This window comes from Streptomyces shenzhenensis (assembly GCF_021462265.1).
GTDB lineage: Bacteria > Actinomycetota > Actinomycetes > Streptomycetales > Streptomycetaceae > Streptomyces > Streptomyces shenzhenensis.
Genome location: NZ_JAJONF010000012.1, coordinates 99870 through 116805, shown reverse-complemented (window position 1 = coordinate 116805; position 16936 = coordinate 99870). Strand labels below are relative to the sequence as shown.

Genomic DNA, 16936 nt, shown 5'->3' with positions numbered 1-16936 from the left:
CTTGGTCCCAAGGACGCGACCTGCGGCCGGACGAGGAGGTGGTCGGGCGTGTCCGACGGGATGGGGGCGCCTTCGGCGGGACCCGAGCCGGGCATCGGGGTGCCGGCGGCCGACGACACCCGGTCCGGCCGGCCCCTGCTGGCGCTGGCGCTGGCCTCGATGATGGAGGAGGTCCACGCCCACTCCGGCGCGGTCTACCTGCTGGCGGCCGACGAGCCGGTCCTGGAGATGGCGGTGACGGCGGGCCTGCCCCGGGCCTTCGCGGCGCCCTGGGAACGGGTCGGGCTGAGCGCGCCGGTCCCGGTCGCGGAGGCGGCGCGCGACCGGCGGCTGGTGTGGGTGGGCGGCGAGGAGGACATGGCGCGCCGGTATCCGCGCATCGCGGTGGTGCTGCCGTACCCGTTCGCACTGGCCGCGCTGCCCGTGGCCACGGCGGACACCGTGTACGGGGCGGTGTACGTGACCTGGCCCGGGGCCCATCCATCGGTGCTGTCCGACCGGGAGCGGGCGTCGCTGACGGCGGCGTGCGACCGGCTGGCGGTGCGGCTGGAGCGGGCCGCCCGCCACCACCGCGCGCCGCGCGCCGAGCCGGACCTGCTGGCGGCGCCCGCGGGGACGGCGGGCTCGCTGGGCACGGTGGAGGCGGCGCGGATGGTGGGGCGGCTGCCGTACGGACTGGCCTCGCTCGATCTGCACGGGCGGGTCGCCTTCGCCAACGCGGCGGCGGCCGAGCTGCTCGGTGTGCACGTCGGCGATCTGCTGGGCACCCAGCCGTGGGTCTCGGTGCCGTGGCTGCACGACCCGATGTACGAGGACCGTTACCGGGCGGCGCTGATCAGCCAGCACGTGACGTCGTTCGTGGCGCTGCGGCCGCCGGGCGACTGGCTGTCGTTCCGGATGTATCCGAGCACGACCGGGCTGACCATCCGGATCAGCCGGGCGCGGGCGGTCGCCGAGATGGTGGGTGCCGCACCCCGCGCGGACGCGGCGCCCCCGCACCGGCTGGTCACCATCTCGCAGGTGCTGAGCCTGACCGGGGCGCTGACGGAGGCCGTGGGGGTGCAGGACGTGGTGCAGCTGGTGGCGGACGAGGTCGCCCCGTCCGTCGGCAGCCAGGCCCTGGTGATCCTCGGCTCCTGCGGCGGGCGGCTGCACGTGCTGGGGCAGCACGGGTACGAGGATCCGCGGACCGTGGAGCGCTTCGACGGCCTTCCGCTGGCCGAGCGGACGCCCGGCACCCATGTCCTGAACACCGGCGTACCGTCGTTCTTCGAGTCGGAGGAGCAACTGAAACGGCTGTATCCGCACCGGGACGAGGCCATGGACGGGTTCGCCGCCTGGGCGTATCTGCCGCTGATCGCGTCGGGCCGGCCGGTGGGCACCTGCGTCCTCGCCTACGCCGAGCCGCACGTCTTCCCCACCGACGAGCGTGCCGTGCTGACCAGCCTCGGCGGGCTGATCGCGCAGGCGCTGGAGCGGGCCATGCTCTACGACGCGAAGAACCAGCTGGCGCACGGTCTGCAGGCGGCCCTGCTGCCGCACTCGCTGGCCCCGCCGTCCGGCATCGAGGCGGCCGCCCGCTATCTGCCGGCCATGCACGGCATGGACATCGGCGGCGACTTCTACGACCTGGTGCCCACCCGGCCGCTGGCGGCGGCGGTGATCGGGGACGTTCAGGGGCACAACGTGACGGCGGCCGGGCTGATGGGCCAGATCCGTACCGGCGTACGGGCCTTCACGACCGTCGGGCAGGCGCCGGAGGAGGTGATGCGCAGCACCAACCGGCTGCTCGTCGACCTGGGCGCCGAGCTGTTCGCGAGCTGCCTGTACCTGCGGCTGGATCCGGAGCACGGGCGCGCGGTGATGTCCCGGGCGGGGCATCCGCCGCCCCTGCTGAGACGTCCCGACGGGCGGGTACGGGTGCTCGACCTGGCCGGGGGCCCGCTGCTGGGCATCGACTCGGAGGCGACGTACCCGACGACCGAGGTGGCGCTGGCGCCGGGGTCGGTGCTCGTTCTCTACACCGACGGGCTGGTCGAGTCCCCCGGTGTGGACATCGAGGACGCCCTGGTCGGTCTGGGGGAACTGCTCTCGGAGAACGGCGACCAGCCCCTGGACAAGCTCGCCGACACGCTCGTGCGGCACAGTGCGGCGGCGCAGGAGCGGGTCGACGATGTCGCGGTGCTGTTGCTGCGGGCCGGGGACGACGGCTGATCCGCGCCGGAAGCGATCCGGTCCGGCCTTCCCGCCGGAGGGCCGGACCGTCCACCGCCGGCCGGGAACCGCCGGCAGGCCGCGCGATGGGTCAGTTGGACGACGAGCTGTTCTCGGTGCCGGTGCCGGTTCCCGCGCCGGACTGGTCGCCCGTGCCGGTGCCGGTGCCGCTCTGGTCGCCGGCCGTCGCGGACGGGTCCGCGGTGCCGCCGATCTGGTTGCCGCCGGCCTGGTCACCGGCGGTGGCGGACGGGTCGGCGCTGGCACCGGCACCGGCACCGGCGGCGCCCGCGCCACCGCCGAGGGTCGCGCCGGTCGCCTGCAGGGCGGCGGTCACCGGCTGGAAGAAGGTCTCGCCGCCGGCGGTGCAGTCGCCGCTGCCGCCGGAGGTCATGCCGACCGCGCCGCCGTCCTGGGTGAACAGCGAGCCGCCGCTGTCGCCGGCCTCGGCGCAGACGTTTGTCTGGATGAGGCCGGTGACGGTGTCGACGCCGTTGGGGTCGGTCTCGCTCTGGAAGTTGACGGTCGCGTCGAGGCCGGTGACCTGGCCGTCGTGCAGCCCGGTGGTGGAGCCCATCCGGAACACGGTCTCGCCGACGGTGGCGTCCACCGCCTGGTTGATGGCGACGGTCTGGCCGTTGCCCGTGTTGACCTCGCTCGGCGCCTGGGTGGTGGCGTCGTTGTACTTGACGAGCGAGAAGTCACCGTTGCCGGGGAACTGCGCCTGGTCAACGGTGGCGATGGGCTGGCCGGTCTCGGAGTCGGACCAGTCCTTGGCCGCCACCCCGCAGTGACCGGCCGTCAGGAAGGCGGGACTGCCGTCCGAGGCGGTGACGTTGAAGCCGAGGGAGCAGCGGACGGTGCCGTTCTGCACCTGGGAGAAGATCGCGTCGCCGCCGGAGACAAGGGTCTTGAAGGCGCCGGAGGACTTCTTGAGGCTCGCCATGTTCGAGCCGAGGCTCCGCACGGTCGACTGCAGCGTGTCCCACTTGGTGCCGGTGACCGTGCTGTCGGCGCTGACCACGACCTTGTTGGTCTTCGGGTCGACGGCCCAGGCGGTGCCGGGGATGGTCGCCTTGGTCTTGAGGGTCTGGGCGACGGCCTGGAGGTCCTTGGTGCTGTTCTGCACCTGCCGGACGACCGCACCGGCCTTCTGCGCCTGGACGATCACGTTGCTGTCGCCGTTGACGACGTTGACGACGAGCTGCTGCTTGGCGCTGTCGTAATAGGACCCGGCGAAGGCCTGGCCGAGCGACTGCTGCAGCTGCGCGGCGAGATCCGAGGCGCCCGTCGCCTTCAGGGTCTTGGGAGCGGAGGCGGTGGCGCCGGAGGCGTTGTCCTGGGACGCGTTGGCCATCGGCAGCAGAAACGCCGCGGCGCCGAGCGCCGCGACACCGCCCACCGCGACAGCGGCCTTGCGCTTCGGAATTCGCTTGTGACTCAAACTTCTCGACCTCCAAGGGACGGAGTGTCTGCCGTTGCGGGGCAGTCGTTCGTGAGCGGCGCCTGGATGGCCATAGGTACGGGCGGGTCACGCGGTGCGTTCAATTCCGTTTCCCAACTTCCTTGACCCGGTGCTGAATCGGCCATGGCGCGCCCGTGGTGAACCAGGTCCGCTTGCCGGGCCGCCGGTCCGGGAACAATCCCCCATATGACGATGACCGCCGCCGAAGCCGACAAGATCCTCTCCACCGCCTTCGCCCCCTGGGTGCTCGATCTCGGGCTGGCCGTCGAGTCGGTGGGCGAGGACCGGGCGACGCTGCGCCTGCCCTGGTCGGAGCGGCTGTCCCGGGAGGGCGGCGGACTGTCGGGGCAGGCGTTGATGGCGGCGGCCGACACGGCGACGGTGATCGCGGTGTCGGCGGCCCGGGGCGGCTTCGTGCCGATGACGACGGTGCAGCAGTCGACCTCGTTCCAGCGCGCGGTGACCGGTTCGGATGTCCTGATCGAAGCGGTGCTGACCAAGCTGGGCCGCCGGACGGCGTTCGCCGACGTCACGATGCGCGATCAGAGGTCGGGCGCGCTCGCGGCCCGGGCGAGCACGGTGTACGCGCTCCTGAGCTGACCGGTCCGACACGGTCGGCAACCGGTCAACCACGGTCCGTCGCGATCACGGACCGGAATCCTTGCTTCAGGGAATCTGCACACCCCATGCCCAAGCGGGTCACGGAGAAGGGTGTATCTGCACAACCGCGCGCCCCCTGCCGTGCCCTTGGCCCGGAGTGCCGGATTCGCCGCCGGGCAGGCAAGCCGTGCGGCCGGGGCGATGTCGTGCGGCTTGTGAAGGAGTGACCGACAAGCGGTGCGCACGCCTGCACGGTTGCACCCATCCCGCCCTCAACTTCCCAGGTGAGGCGGTTGGTTGATTGGAAGCGTGGACCGTGGGCGTGCTTTGATCCATCGCACCGCGGGAGCCGCGAAGGGCTCTCGGAAACGGGCGCCCGGCGCCCGCGGTCGCGGCCATCCGCTCGTCCCCCCTGGGCCGTTGTTCTGTCCTGAAGGGCGTCGGGGGGCCGCTCCCCCCCTTGTGAATATCCATATGAAGGGAAGTTCCATCATGAACTCCACCCCCCAGGTCGAGACCGTCGAGATCTCCGACGCCGAGCTCGACAACGTCTCCGGCGGCCTCTCCGTGAACGCCCTCGGTACCGTCACCGGCCTGGTGGACGGCATCGCCCCGGTTTCCGGCCTGGTCAACACCGTTGTCGGCACCGTCGAGGGTGTCACCGGCCTGAACACCCAGCCGGTCACCAACCTGGTCGCCGGTCTCTGATCGCACCTCGTTGCCGCTGAGTCCCGGAGCCGGATCCCGGCTCCGGGGCTCTCGGGTGTGCCGAAACGCCCCTCGCTCTGAAACACCCTCTTCACCAGTGCCTCTCCCCTAGGTGAGGGAAGTTCCGTGCAGTTCCGCCAACAGGCCCTCGCCAAGCTCCAGTCGCCCGAGGAACTCGATCTCCCCGTGCGCTTCGCCCGCCCGCAGGGCTGGCTCGCGCTGTCCGTCTCGGTCGTCGTGATGGCGGCCGCCTCGGTGTGGGCGGTGACCGGTTCGGTCGCCTCCACGGTGAGCGCGCAGGCGATCCTCACCCACGGGCAGGGCAGTTACATCCTGCAGAGTCCGGTCGCCGGGCAGGTCACGGCGGTCCTCGCCGAGCAGGGCGAGCGGTTGCCGGCCGGCTCCCCTGTACTGAAGGTGCACACCGGCCAGGGCGACTCCGTCGTGCGCACGGTCGCCGCGGGCCGGATCAGCGCGCTCGCCGCGACCATCGGGCAGATCATCCAGACCGGCACGAACGTCGCCGCCGTGGAGAAGGTCGCCCACGCCTCGGACCCGCTGTACGCGACGGTCTACGTCCCCGCCGAGAACGCCTCCGCCATCCCGGCGAACGCCCCGGTCGACCTGACCGTGTCATCGGTGTCGACGCAGGAGTACGGCGTGCTGCGCGGCCATGTGAAGTCGGTGGACCGCAGCGCCCAGTCGGCCCAGTCGATCTCGGCGTTCCTCGGCGACAGCCAGCTCGGCGAGCAGTTCACGAAGAGCGGCCGCCCGGTGGCCGTCCTGGTCCGGCTGGACCGGTCGGCGAGGACGAAGAGCGGCTACCGGTGGTCCTCGGCCGACGGGCCGCCGTTCAGGCTCGACTCCATGACCCTGGCCTCGGGTTCGATCCGGCTGGCCGACCAGCGTCCCGTCGATTGGCTGCTGCCGTGACCACCGCCCAGGAGACCCGCGGCCGCCGCCGCGCCGCGCCGCCCGGACGTCCGGTCCCCAAGGGCCGCGGCCGGACGGTCCGCACCCCCACCGTGCTCCAGATGGAGGCCGTCGAGTGCGGCGCCGCCTCCCTCTCCATGGTCCTCGGCCACTACGGCCGCCATGTGCCGCTGGAGGAGCTGCGCATCGCCTGCGGCGTCTCCCGCGACGGCTCGCGCGCCAGCAACCTGCTGAAGGCGGCCCGCAGTTACGGCCTCACGGCCAAGGGCATGCAGATGGACCTGGCCGCCCTCGCCGACGTGCAGGGGCCGGCGATCCTGTTCTGGGAGTTCAACCACTACGTCGTCTACGACGGCATGGGCCGCCGCCTCGGCCGCCGGGGCATCTACATCAACGACCCCGCCAAGGGCCGCCGGTTCGTGCCCATGGAGGAGTTCGACGGCAGCTTCACCGGTGTCGTGCTGGTCCTGGAACCGGGCGACGGCTTCGAGCGGGGCGGCCGGCGGCCGGGCATCCTGGGCGCGATGCCGGCCCGGCTGCGCGGCACCGCCGGCACCATGCCGGCCGCCGTCCTGGCCAGCCTGCTGCTGGTGGCCGTGGGCGCGGCGGTGCCCGCGCTCAGCCGCCAGTACATCGACCTGTTCCTCATCGGCGGCCAGACCTCGCTGCTCACCGTGCTGTTCGCCGCGATGGGCACCTGCGTCCTGCTCACCCTGGTGCTGACCTGGCTGCAGCAGGCGAACCTGCTGCACGGCCGGATCGTCTCCTCCACCCTGTCCAGCGCCCGCTTCCTGCGCCACCTGCTGCGCCTGCCGGTGACCTTCTTCTCGCAGCGCAGCCCGGCCGACCTGGTGCAGCGCCTCCAGTCCAACGACCAGGTGGCCGAGACCCTGGCCCGCGACCTGGCGGCGGCCGGCGTGGACGCGGTGGTCGTCGTCCTGTACGCGGTGCTCCTCTACACCTACGACGTGCAGCTCACCTTCCTCGGCATCGGCGTGGCCCTGCTGAACATCGTGGCGATGCGGCTGGTCGTACGGCTGCGCGCGACCCGGACCGCGAAGCTGCGCGCGGACACCGCCCGGCTCACCAACACCTCCTACACCGGCCTCCAGCTGATCGAGACGATGAAGGCGACCGGCGGCGAGGACGGCTACTTCCGCAGGTGGGCCGGACAGCACGCGGCCACCCTGGAGGAGCAGCAGCGGCTCGGGGTGCCCAGCGCCTGGCTCGGGGTGGTGGCGCCGACGCTCGCGACCCTCAACAGCTCGCTGATCCTGTGGATCGGCGGCATGCGGGCGGTCGAGGGCGGCATCTCGGTCGGCCTCCTGGTCGCCTTCCAGTCCCTGGTCACCCGCTTCACCGCCCCGCTGACCAGGCTCAACGGCGTCGCGGGCCGTATCCAGGACTTCGCGGCCGACGTGGCCCGCCTCAAGGACGTGGAGAACTTCCAGGCAGACCCGGTCTACGCCCGCCCCGGCGCCGGCGAATCCACCCGGCGGCTGCAGGGCCATGTCGAGCTGGAGAACATCACCTTCGGCTACAGCCCGCTGGACAAGCCCCTGCTCACCGGCTTCGACCTGACCGTCGGCCCCGGCCGCCAGGTCGCCCTGGTGGGTGGCTCGGGCAGCGGCAAGTCCACGGTCTCCCGGCTGATCTCGGGTCTCTACTCCCCGTGGGAGGGCGTGATCCGCATCGACGGGCAGCGCCTGGAGGACATCCCGCGGGGCGCACTGGCCGCCTCCGTGTCCTTCGTCGACCAGGACGTCTTCCTCTTCGAGGGCTCGGTGCGCGACAACGTGGCGCTGTGGGACCCCTCGATCCCGGACGAGGCGGTGGTGGAGGCGCTGCGGGACGCGGCCCTGTACGACGTGGTGACGCGCCGGCCCGGCGGCATCCACAGCAAGGTCGAGCAGGACGGCCGCAACTTCTCCGGCGGCCAGCGCCAGCGCCTGGAGATCGCGCGGGCGCTGGTACGCCGGCCGAGCATCCTCGTTCTCGACGAGGTGACCAGTGCCCTGGACGCCGAGACCGAGCTGATCGTCATGGACAACCTGCGCCGCCGGGGCTGCGCCTGTGTCGTCATCGCGCACCGGCTGAGCACGGTGCGCGACAGCGACGAGATCGTCGTGCTCCAGCACGGCACGATCGTGGAGCGCGGGCGGCACGACGAACTGGTGGCACGCGGCGGGGCGTACGCCGCGCTGGTCAGGGAGCGATGAGATGACGACGACCGCAGGCGAAGGCGACCTCGTACTCGGTGCGCTCGGCTCACTGGGCACCCGGATCGACTGCGCCGGCTTCACCCGCCTCGACCTCGAAGGCCCGCAGGTGCTGTGGCTGGTGGCGTCCGGTGCGCTGGACCTGTTCGCGGTGGACGCCGAACAGCAGGGCCACTGGCACCACCTGGGCCGCCTGGAGGCCGGCGCGTTGCTGCTCGGCCCGGTCGCGGGCCCGCAGCACACCCTGGTGGCCCGCCCGCTGCGCGACTGCGTCGTGCACCGCGTAGGGCTGCGCGAGCTGTACCAGCCGGCCGGTACCCAGACCTGGTCCTACGACGAGTACGGCAACCCCCAGTACGTCCCGCCGGTCACCAGCCCCCTGGAGTACGCGCTCGCCCTCGGCACGGGCCGCGGTCTGTCCATCCTCTTCCAGGCCCCGATGACGGCCAGCGAGCGTGCCGCGGCCCCCACCGACGACGACGTCTTCTGGATGCAGGTGCCGCCGGGCAGCGTGCAGTACGGCTCGCTGTACGGCGCGGAGGCGGCCGCCGACCTGCTGATGGACCCGGCGCTGTGGCAGAGCATGGTCGACCAGCAGTACCGGCTGCTGACCACCCTGGACCGGTGGATCGAGCAGCTGGAACGCACCCACGAGACGCGGACGGCGGCCGGTATCAAGGCCGGTGAGGCGGTCCGCGCCCAGGCCGACCGGACCCTGCTCGCCTCCATCGGCAAGGCGGCCAAGCGCACCACGGCCGCCGACGCCGACGCCTCCTACGCGGCCTGCAGGCTGGTCGCCGAGGCCGCCGGCATCACCCTCGCGAAACCCGCGCAGAGCGGCACCGAGAGCGACCGCATCGATCCGGTGGAGCGGGCGGCCCTCGCCTCCCGGGTGCGGACCCGGGCGGTACGCCTGGACGGCCGCTGGTGGCGGGACGACGTCGGCCCGCTGGTCGGGCACCGCGCCCTGTCCGGCGCGCCGGTCGCGCTGCTGTGGCGGCGCGGCGGCTATGTGGCCGTCCATCCGGCGACCGGCCGGGAGACCCCGATCGAGAAGGCGAACGCGGCGGAGTTCGAGCCGCGCGCGGTGATGTTCTACCGTCCGCTGCCCGACAAGGCGCTCAGCCCGCTCGGCCTGCTCCGCTTCAGCATGCGCGGCACCCGCGGGGACCTCGGCGGTCTGCTGCTGGCCGGGCTGGTGACCGTGGCGATCGGCTCGCTGGTACCGATCGCGACCGGCAAGGTGCTGGGCGAGTACGTGCCGAAGGCCCAGACGGACCTGATCGCGCAGGTCTGTCTGGCGGTGATGATCAGCGCGGTGGTGTCGGCCGCGTTCACGCTCCTGGAGAACCTGACCATCCTCCGTCTGGAGGGCCGGATCGAGGCGACCCTGCAACCGGCTGTCTGGGACCGGCTGCTGAGGCTGCCGACCAAGTTCTTCACCCAGCGCTCGACCGGCGAGCTGGCCAGCGCGGCGATGGGCGTCAGCGCGATGCGCCGGCTGCTGGCGGGGGTCGGCCCGGTGGTCGCCCAGTCGGTGACCGTCGGGGCGATGAACCTGGGCCTGCTGTTCTGGTACAGCGTGCCGATGGCGCTGGCGGCCCTTGCCATGCTCGTGGTGATCGCCGCCCTGTTCCTGGGGCTCGGGCTGTGGCAGGTGCGCTGGCAGCGCCGGCTGGTGGTGCTCGGCAACAAGCTGAACAACCAGGCCTTCCAGACCCTGCGGGGCCTGCCGAAGCTGCGGGTGGCCGCGGCCGAGAACTACGCGTACGCGGCCTGGGCGGGTGAGTTCGCGCGCAGCCGGGAACTCCAGCAGAAGGTGGGCCGGATCAAGAACCTCACCTCGGTGCTGGGTTCGGTCTATCTCCCGGTCTGCACCCTGCTGATGTTCATGCTGCTGGCGGGCCCGGCGAAGGGGGCCATGGACGCCGCGGCCTTCCTCGCCTTCAACACGTCGGTGACGATGCTGCTCACCTCGGTCACCCAGCTGACCGGCTCGTTCGTGTCGGCGGTGGCCGCGCTTCCCCTCTTCGAGGAGATCAAGCCGGTCCTTGAGGCCGCGCCCGAGGTGCGCACCGCCAGCACCCGCCCGGGCCCGCTGTCCGGCGCCGTCGAGGCCCGCCGCCTCTCGTTCCGGTACGCGGACGACGGTCCCCTGGTCCTGGACGACGTCTCGTTCGCCGTCCGCCCGGGCGAGTTCGTCGCGATCGTGGGCCCCAGCGGCTGCGGCAAGTCGACGCTGCTGCGGCTGCTGATCGGCTTCGACAAGCCGGTCTCGGGGAGCGTCCTGTACGACGGCCAGGACCTCGGCGCGCTGGACCGGTCGGCGGTCCGCCGCCAGTGCGGGGTGGTGCTCCAGCACGCGCAGCCGTTCACCGGCTCGATCCTGGACGTCATCTGCGGCACCGAGCCGTACACCCCCGAGGAGGCGATGGCAGCGGCCGAGATGGCGGGCCTCGCCGAGGACATCAAGCGGATGCCGATGGGGCTGCACACGATCGTCGCCGGGAGCGGCGCGATCTCGGGCGGCCAGCGGCAGCGGCTGATGATCGCCCAGGCGCTGATCCGGCGCCCCCGCATCCTGTTCTTCGACGAGGCGACGAGTGCGCTCGACAACGACACCCAGCGCACGGTCATCGAGAGCACCCGCAAGCTGAACGCCACCCGGATCGTGATCGCCCACCGGCTGTCGACGGTCATGGACGCCGACCGGGTGATCGTGATGGAGGACGGCAAGGTCGCCCAGCAGGGCGCGCCGGCCCAGCTGCTCGCCGACACCGGCGGGCGCCTGCACGAGCTGGTCCGGCGGCAGCTGGCGTGACCGGTCCGGCCTCGCTGCCGGGGCCGGGGCCGTCGGCGGCCAGGCCGGCGCCGGAACAGCCTTGGTAGTACTCCTTCCAGCGCCGGGAGCGGCGGACTCTCCCGGCGCTGTCGCGGGCGGCGGTGTTCTCCGGAGGCCGGTCGCCCCACGCGGCGGTTGCCGCACATCAGCTTCGGCCCGCGCCCCCAGGTGGGTGCACCTGCCGTTCCGTGCCGGCGCGGCGGCCTCGCCGCGCCAGCGAAACGTTGCCGTTTCGCTGAAAGTGGTCTACGCTCGATGTGTACGAAACCGTTTCGTTCGCGGTTCTGCAGGCGCCGTGGCATCGAAGCGGCTTCTCGGTGAATCCCGAACGACTTCCCTGGAGTGGTTCCGCATGTCTGAGAAGACACTGACCGACGACGTCCGCGTCGGTGCCGAGGAGGCACCCCCGGCCGCGTCCTCGAAGCGATGGTGGATCCTCGCGGTCATCGCCATCGCCCAGCTGATGGTCGTGCTCGACGCCACCATCGTGAACATCGCCCTCCCGTCCGCCCAGGCCGACCTCGGGTTCTCCGACGGCAACCGGCAGTGGATCGTCACGGCGTACGCCCTCAGCTTCGCCTCCCTGCTGCTGCTCGGCGGGCGGATCGCCGACCTGTTCGGCCGCAAGACCGCCTTCCTCGTAGGAGTCGTCGGCTTCGCCGCCGTCTCCGCGCTGGGCGGTGCCGCGAGCGGCTTCGGGATGCTGGTCACCGCACGCGCCCTGCAGGGTGCCTTCGGCGCGCTGCTCGCCCCGACCGCGCTCTCCCTGCTCAACACCACGTTCACCGACGCCCGTGAGCGGGCCCGCGCCTTCAGTGTCTACGGTGCCATCGCCGGCGCCGGCGGCGCGGTGGGCCTGCTGCTCGGCGGTGTCCTCACCGACACGTTCGACTGGCGCTCGACCCTGTACGTGAACGTCGCGATCGCCGTCGTCGCCTTCGCGGGCGGCATGGCCCTGCTGCACAACCACCGGGACGCCGGGAACTCCAAGCTGGACGTGCCGGGCACGGTCCTGGTCGCGGCCGGTCTGTTCTCGCTGGTCTACGGCTTCTCCAACGCCGAGACGCACGACTGGGGCTCCCCGCTGACCTGGGGCTTCCTCTTCGCCGGCGTGGTGCTGCTGACGGCCTTCGCCTGGTGGCAGACCAAGGCCAGGTACCCGCTGCTGCCGCTCGGCATCCTGCTGGACCGCAACCGGGCGGCCTCGTTCCTCGCCGTACTGATCTCCGCGGGCGGCATGTTCGGCGTGTTCCTCTTCCTCACCTACTACCTGCAGCTGAACCTCGGCTTCAGCCCCACGAAGACCGGCGTGGCGTTCCTGCCGATGATCGGCGCCCTGATGGTGACGGCCCAGGTCGGCACGCAGGTCCTGGTACCGCGGATCGGGCCGAAGGCGGTCGTCCCGCTCGGCTTCGCGATCTCCGCGGTCGGCATGGCCTGGCTGGGCGGCATCAGCGTCGGCTCCAGCTATGTCGGCTCGGTGCTCCCGCAGCTGGTCATCACCGGTCTCGGCCTCGGCCTGGTCATGCCCGCATCCATGCAGCTGGCCACCGGCGGGGTGACGGCCGACGAGGCGGGTGTCGCCTCGGCGACGGTCAACGCCATGCAGCAGGTGGGCGGTTCGATCGGTACGGCGCTGCTCAACACGCTCGCGGCGAGCGCCGCGACGGACTACCTGGCCGGCAAGGACGCCACCAACAAGCTGGTGCAGGCCCAGGCCACGATCGAGAGCTACACGACCGCGTTCTGGTGGTCGGCCGGCATGTTCGCGGCGGGCGCGGTGATCGCCTTCCTGCTGTTCCGGCGGGGGGTGCCGCTGCAGGACGCGGACGCGGCGCCGGTTGTTCACATGTGACGTACGCGGAGCCGCAGCAGGGACCGAGGGGTCACCGTCAGCAGGGAGGCGGTGGCCCCTCGCCGTTGCCATGGCTCGCCGTCGCCGTCCGAGGGTGCGCGGTGGCCGGTGTGCGAAGTGCCCCGGAATCCGCGGCTGTTGCGGGCCGCGGGCTGCCGAGACGGTTCCCGCCGCTCCCCGGCACTCCCCGGGACGGGAGGGCCGGGGAGCGGCAGTGATGCCGGGGGTCGGCGGGCGGCCCCACTCCGCCCGTCCGACCCCCGTCACGAGATCGCAGGTCCCCGCCCCAGGGGCCGCACTCCCCAGTTACGGACCTGCCCGGCAGTCACGAAGACCGTGCGATCCCGGGCTCAGAAGGCGAAGACGCTCGCCCCGTAGGCGTCCCTCATGCACTGGTTGCCGAAGGTGTGCTCGTAGGAGACGCGCTTGCCCTGCCAGACGCCCTCGACCGTGACCACGACGGGGTCGTACAGCTTGGTGCACCACACATCGGCGCTGGGCGCCAGTGCGTCGAAGTCACCGCCAGCGCCGCGCAGTTCGGCGCACGCCTGGGCGGCGGCCGGGTGGGTGCCGGAGGCGCTCGGGGCGCAGTTCAGGGTGACGGCGCGCTCGGGCGTGGCGGTGGCCGCGTCTGTGCCGTGGCCCGTGGTGAGCACCAGGGCCGAGGGGGCGTAGAGCGAGCTCGGGGCGGCGACGGCGGCCCTCGTGAGGGGTCCGCAGACGGCGACGGCCGTAAGGCCGAGGGTCGCTGCCCAGCGCGCGGTGGTTCGCATCGTGTGCATCCTTCCGCTCGATTCGACGGGTGCCGCCCCTCGGCCCGGTGGGTGCCGGGGGCGGCGGGCGCCACTCTGCCGAGTCCGCCGCCGAAACACACATCCAACCCACAGGTTTCAGTAACATTGCGTATTGAATCAGTGGCGTGAAGTCACGGAATTCGAACATGCCGACCCCGCAACGGAGCGGTTCTTGATCACCCGAAGCGGCCGGATGGCCGGATCTCACCGCCTCGTTAATCGTCCTGAAACATTCCGCTTCCGTCGGCGGCCGGCTTCAGGGCAAGCCCTTGCCCTCGTGCCGCAACCGAAGTGGGCCCGGGGATGCGCCCGCTGACGGTGCGCCGGGCAGCGGGCGCTGCTCACGCATGGGGCAGCCCCGGCGGTGACGCGGCCGCGCCTGCCCGGGCGTCAGGTGCTGGACACGTTGGTCGCCGGCGGCGTGGCACGCAGCCGCGGTGCGGCGCCGGCCTGGGGCGTGCGGCCGGTCCAGCGGCACACCGACGAGTGGCTGACCGAACGGCGGGAGTCGCTGGAGTACGTCGAGCGGGTCCGGGCCGGGGCCCGGACGCCGACGAGGAGTGAGACCGGCCGCTCGGCGGCGCCCCGACGGCGCACGGCGCCGTATCGCAGGTGCGGCTACCGCCGCCTGGGCGCGACCAGCCACGACGGCGCCGCGGACGAACGACCGGCGGACCACGGCGATTCCGGCGGAGCGCTCAGTGTCCGGCCAGTTCCGCCGGCTGCGCGGACGGCCCGCCGCTCCCGGCGATGGAGAGTGAGCCGTGACTCTGGGACGGTGCCGGGGCGTCGGTCAGCCAGCGCTGGGCGCTGGTGTGGTCGCGGACCTTGACCACGATGTCGGAGCCGGGGTCCACACCGCCCGTGGCGAGGGCGAGGGTCTCGTCCCAGCTCGGCAGCAACTCGCCCTGGCCGGTGAGGTCGTAGCGCACGTCCTTGCCGCGCTCGGCCCCGGCCTCGGCACAGGTGCCGAGGATGACCACCCCGGCGTCCGCGTGCGAGTCCAGGCACAGGTTCTTGCCGGCCGCGCTGCGCAGTTCGCCGTCGCTCTCGTACGTCCACTGCTGGGTCGAGGCCGAGGAGCACACCGCGAGCACGACGCTCGCCCCGGCCGTCGGGTCACCGTTGATGTCCAGGCAGAGCTGGGCGGCGGCGTTGCGCAGCCGGGTGGTGTGGTCGGCGACGGGCAGCCCGGCCGTGCCGGAGGTGGGCGTCGCCTCGGGCTCGGAGTCGCCGGGCACCAGGCCCGATGTGGCGACCGCGTCGCCGCCGTCGCCGCCGCCGGACAGCGCGCTGACGGCGAGGACGGAGGTGAGCAGTCCCGCCCCGGCCACTCCGACACTGGTCAGCAGCGTCTTCGACGACCAGGAGCCCGGCGGGCGGCGCACCGGCACGGGGATGCGGGCGAGGATCCGGGTCCGGGCGGCCGCGCGGCGGCGCCCGCCGCCTCCGGCGCGCCGGGCGGCGCGGCCGCCGGGAGTTTCCTGTGCGCCCTTGCGGCCCGGGCGCGAGTCGAGGTAGCGGCGGGCTCCCCAGCCGAGCACCGCCTCCACGAGCAGCACCCCCAGTCCGCCGTCGACATGGCCGAGTTGTTCGGCGGCGGCCCGGCAGTACGGGCACTGCGCCAGGTGCTCCTGGACGTCCGGCAGCAGGGCGCCGCCGCGGCGGATCGGTACGTCGAGCAGCCGGTTGTAGTAGCGGCACTCCTGGGACGGCGCGAGATCCCGGTGGGCGCGGACACAGCCCTCGTGGAATTTCTCCCGGGCGTCTTCGAGAGCCGCCGACGCGGTAGTCGTGTCCATGCCCAACAGACCGGCCGGTACGGTTATCGGCTCGGCCTCCACCTCGACATGCCAGAGCAGGCTCTGGGCGAGCGCCGGAAGACCCAGGAATGAACGCTCGGCGAGGGTGCGGTTTTCCGGTGTCAGGGACTTCGTGGCGCGCATACCACGACCGCCGGCCGGTTTCCCGAGGTCGGGAAGAACCTCCGCTATTCGGTCCTCCGCGGACCAGTTGGCGACCGTGTCCCGGACGGTGACCAGCAGGCGCGGCCGGATCGCGTCCGCCGTCTCTCCCAGGGCCACCCGGTCCAGGACCTGATGGAAGGCGGCGGCCGCGACCATGTGCGCGATGGGCCCGGAGACGGCGAGGCAGATGGCCGCGTATTCCTGAACGGGTCGCCAGTGCCGGGCCATGAGCAGCGCGGCGGACCGGGAGGCCTCGATGTCGGATCCGGCTCGCAGCGGGGCGGCGAGGGACTCGTCGGACTCCCCCGCACCACCCCCGGGCGGCGGATAGGGAGGGCGAGGCGGATGGGGGGTGGGCACGGAGCGGATTCCTTTGGTGCGATGGTGCGTACCTCTTCGGTGCGCCTGCGGGGAGCGGGAATTCGCCGACGCGGTGTCGGTCGCCTTCCCCAACTGCCGAAATGATCCCCGGCCATTACCCCGCGCGGGTATTCACCCTCGCACAAGTCTCACACAAGCAACAAGGCACCCGTACGACATCGACGGCGTTGACAGAAAGTCAGAAAGGCAGCGGTGGCTATTGCCCCTTCATGGCCCCATTCACCTTTCCGCGCACCCCGTGTGAACCGCACGCCCGCGCCGGCCCCGCACGCACGCTCCCGGCCCGCCCGCACGGGTGGTCCACTGATGTCCGGCCCTCCTCGCGAGGCCCCGCGCGAAACGGCGGCTCTTTCGTGCGTAGCAGGCCGCCGGCCCCGTTCCTCCCGCCCTCGGCCGGCGGCCCTGAGGCGCCGGGGCGACTCGCCTGCGCGTCCGGGCAGGTGTCAGAGCTGCCAGGAACGGAGCCGGTCCGCCGCCGCGTAGACGTCGGCCTCGCCGCTCATCAGGTCGCGGGTGAGGTCGACGAGAGCGCCGTAAGCCGGGTCGATGCCGACGCCGCTGACGTACAGGTAGGCCACGGCGGTCGCACCGGCGAACCTGGCGTCGGCCGAGGGCAGCGGCTTGAGCGGGGCGAGGGTGTGCGGCAGCGCGGCGGCCCGCCGGGCCGCGTCGGAGTCCACGCCGAGCCGGGGCGGATCGGCCCGTTTCGGGCGACGGCGGCGACCGGCGCGGAGAAGTCGTTGACGGCGGGCCGCCCCGGCATGACTTCCTCGTGGCGCCGGAGCAGCCAGGGCACGTCGATGTGGATGACCGGCGGCACGGGTCAGGCGGCCTCGCCCTTCGCGGGCGGCTCGTCCTCGGGGAACTCGGCGGCGTGAGACGAGGTGCTCGGCATCGGGCACCACCACGCCGCGCGCGTCGACGGTCTCGGCGGTGACGAAGACCAGCGAACGCCCGC

General features: G+C 72.5%; 10 protein-coding genes and 2 pseudogenes. 8 read left to right on the top strand and 4 right to left on the bottom strand.

Annotated features, from left to right (window positions below; translation table 11 throughout):
* The first annotated feature begins 60 nt into the window (after positions 1–60).
* Entirely contained in the window at positions 61–2214 is a 2154-nt protein-coding gene (locus tag LQ326_RS18130) for a PP2C family protein-serine/threonine phosphatase (RefSeq protein ID WP_234538174.1), read from the top strand.
* A gap of 91 nt (positions 2215–2305) precedes the next feature.
* Here LQ326_RS18130 and LQ326_RS18125 read toward each other — a convergent pair whose 3' ends face one another.
* Positions 2306–3658, bottom strand: coding sequence for a S1 family peptidase (locus LQ326_RS18125; RefSeq protein ID WP_234537985.1), 1353 nt, complete (start codon positions 3656–3658; stop codon positions 2306–2308).
* 207 nt (positions 3659–3865) lie between these two features.
* Here LQ326_RS18125 and LQ326_RS18120 point away from each other — a divergent pair, with 207 nt between their 5' ends.
* The 6 genes from LQ326_RS18120 to LQ326_RS18095 all read left to right on the top strand — a co-directional run bounded on the left by LQ326_RS18120 (position 3866) and on the right by LQ326_RS18095 (position 12836).
* Positions 3866–4279 (top strand): PaaI family thioesterase, encoded by a 414-nt coding sequence (locus LQ326_RS18120; RefSeq protein WP_234537984.1) that lies wholly within the window; start codon positions 3866–3868, stop codon positions 4277–4279.
* A 492-nt stretch (positions 4280–4771) separates the two neighbouring features.
* Entirely contained in the window at positions 4772–4987 is a 216-nt protein-coding gene (locus LQ326_RS18115; protein ID WP_234537982.1) for a type A2 lantipeptide, read from the top strand.
* 126 nt (positions 4988–5113) lie between these two features.
* On the top strand, positions 5114–5920 hold the full coding sequence (locus tag LQ326_RS18110; RefSeq protein ID WP_234537980.1) for an HlyD family efflux transporter periplasmic adaptor subunit: 807 nt from the start codon (positions 5114–5116) through the stop codon (positions 5918–5920).
* Positions 5917–8139 (top strand): NHLP family bacteriocin export ABC transporter peptidase/permease/ATPase subunit, encoded by a 2223-nt coding sequence (locus LQ326_RS18105; RefSeq protein ID WP_234537977.1) that lies wholly within the window; start codon positions 5917–5919, stop codon positions 8137–8139. The genes LQ326_RS18110 and LQ326_RS18105 overlap by 4 nt, the downstream gene beginning before the upstream one ends.
* Position 8140: 1 nt before the next feature.
* Positions 8141–10960, top strand: a complete 2820-nt coding sequence (locus tag LQ326_RS18100; RefSeq protein ID WP_234537975.1) for an NHLP bacteriocin export ABC transporter permease/ATPase subunit — start codon at positions 8141–8143, stop codon at positions 10958–10960.
* 373 nt (positions 10961–11333) lie between these two features.
* Positions 11334–12836 carry an MFS transporter gene (locus tag LQ326_RS18095; protein WP_234537974.1) on the top strand — a complete coding sequence of 501 codons (1503 nt, stop codon included), beginning with the start codon at positions 11334–11336 and terminating at the stop codon, positions 12834–12836.
* A 350-nt stretch (positions 12837–13186) separates the two neighbouring features.
* Here LQ326_RS18095 and LQ326_RS18090 read toward each other — a convergent pair whose 3' ends face one another.
* Positions 13187–13609, bottom strand: a complete 423-nt coding sequence (locus LQ326_RS18090; protein ID WP_234537971.1) for a subtilase-type protease inhibitor — start codon at positions 13607–13609, stop codon at positions 13187–13189.
* Positions 13610–13994: 385 nt separating this feature from the next.
* Between LQ326_RS18090 and LQ326_RS49225 the strand changes: the two are divergent.
* Positions 13995–14105, top strand: a pseudogene (locus tag LQ326_RS49225) (Rv1265 family protein); the annotation flags it as partial.
* 223 nt (positions 14106–14328) lie between these two features.
* Here the strand turns inward: LQ326_RS49225 and LQ326_RS18080 are convergent.
* Positions 14329–15957, bottom strand: a complete 1629-nt coding sequence (locus LQ326_RS18080) for an RICIN domain-containing protein (protein ID WP_234537968.1) — start codon at positions 15955–15957, stop codon at positions 14329–14331.
* Positions 15958–16421: 464 nt separating this feature from the next.
* Positions 16422–16798, bottom strand: a pseudogene (locus LQ326_RS18075) (toxin Doc).
* Between the last annotated feature and the right edge of the window lie 138 nt (positions 16799–16936).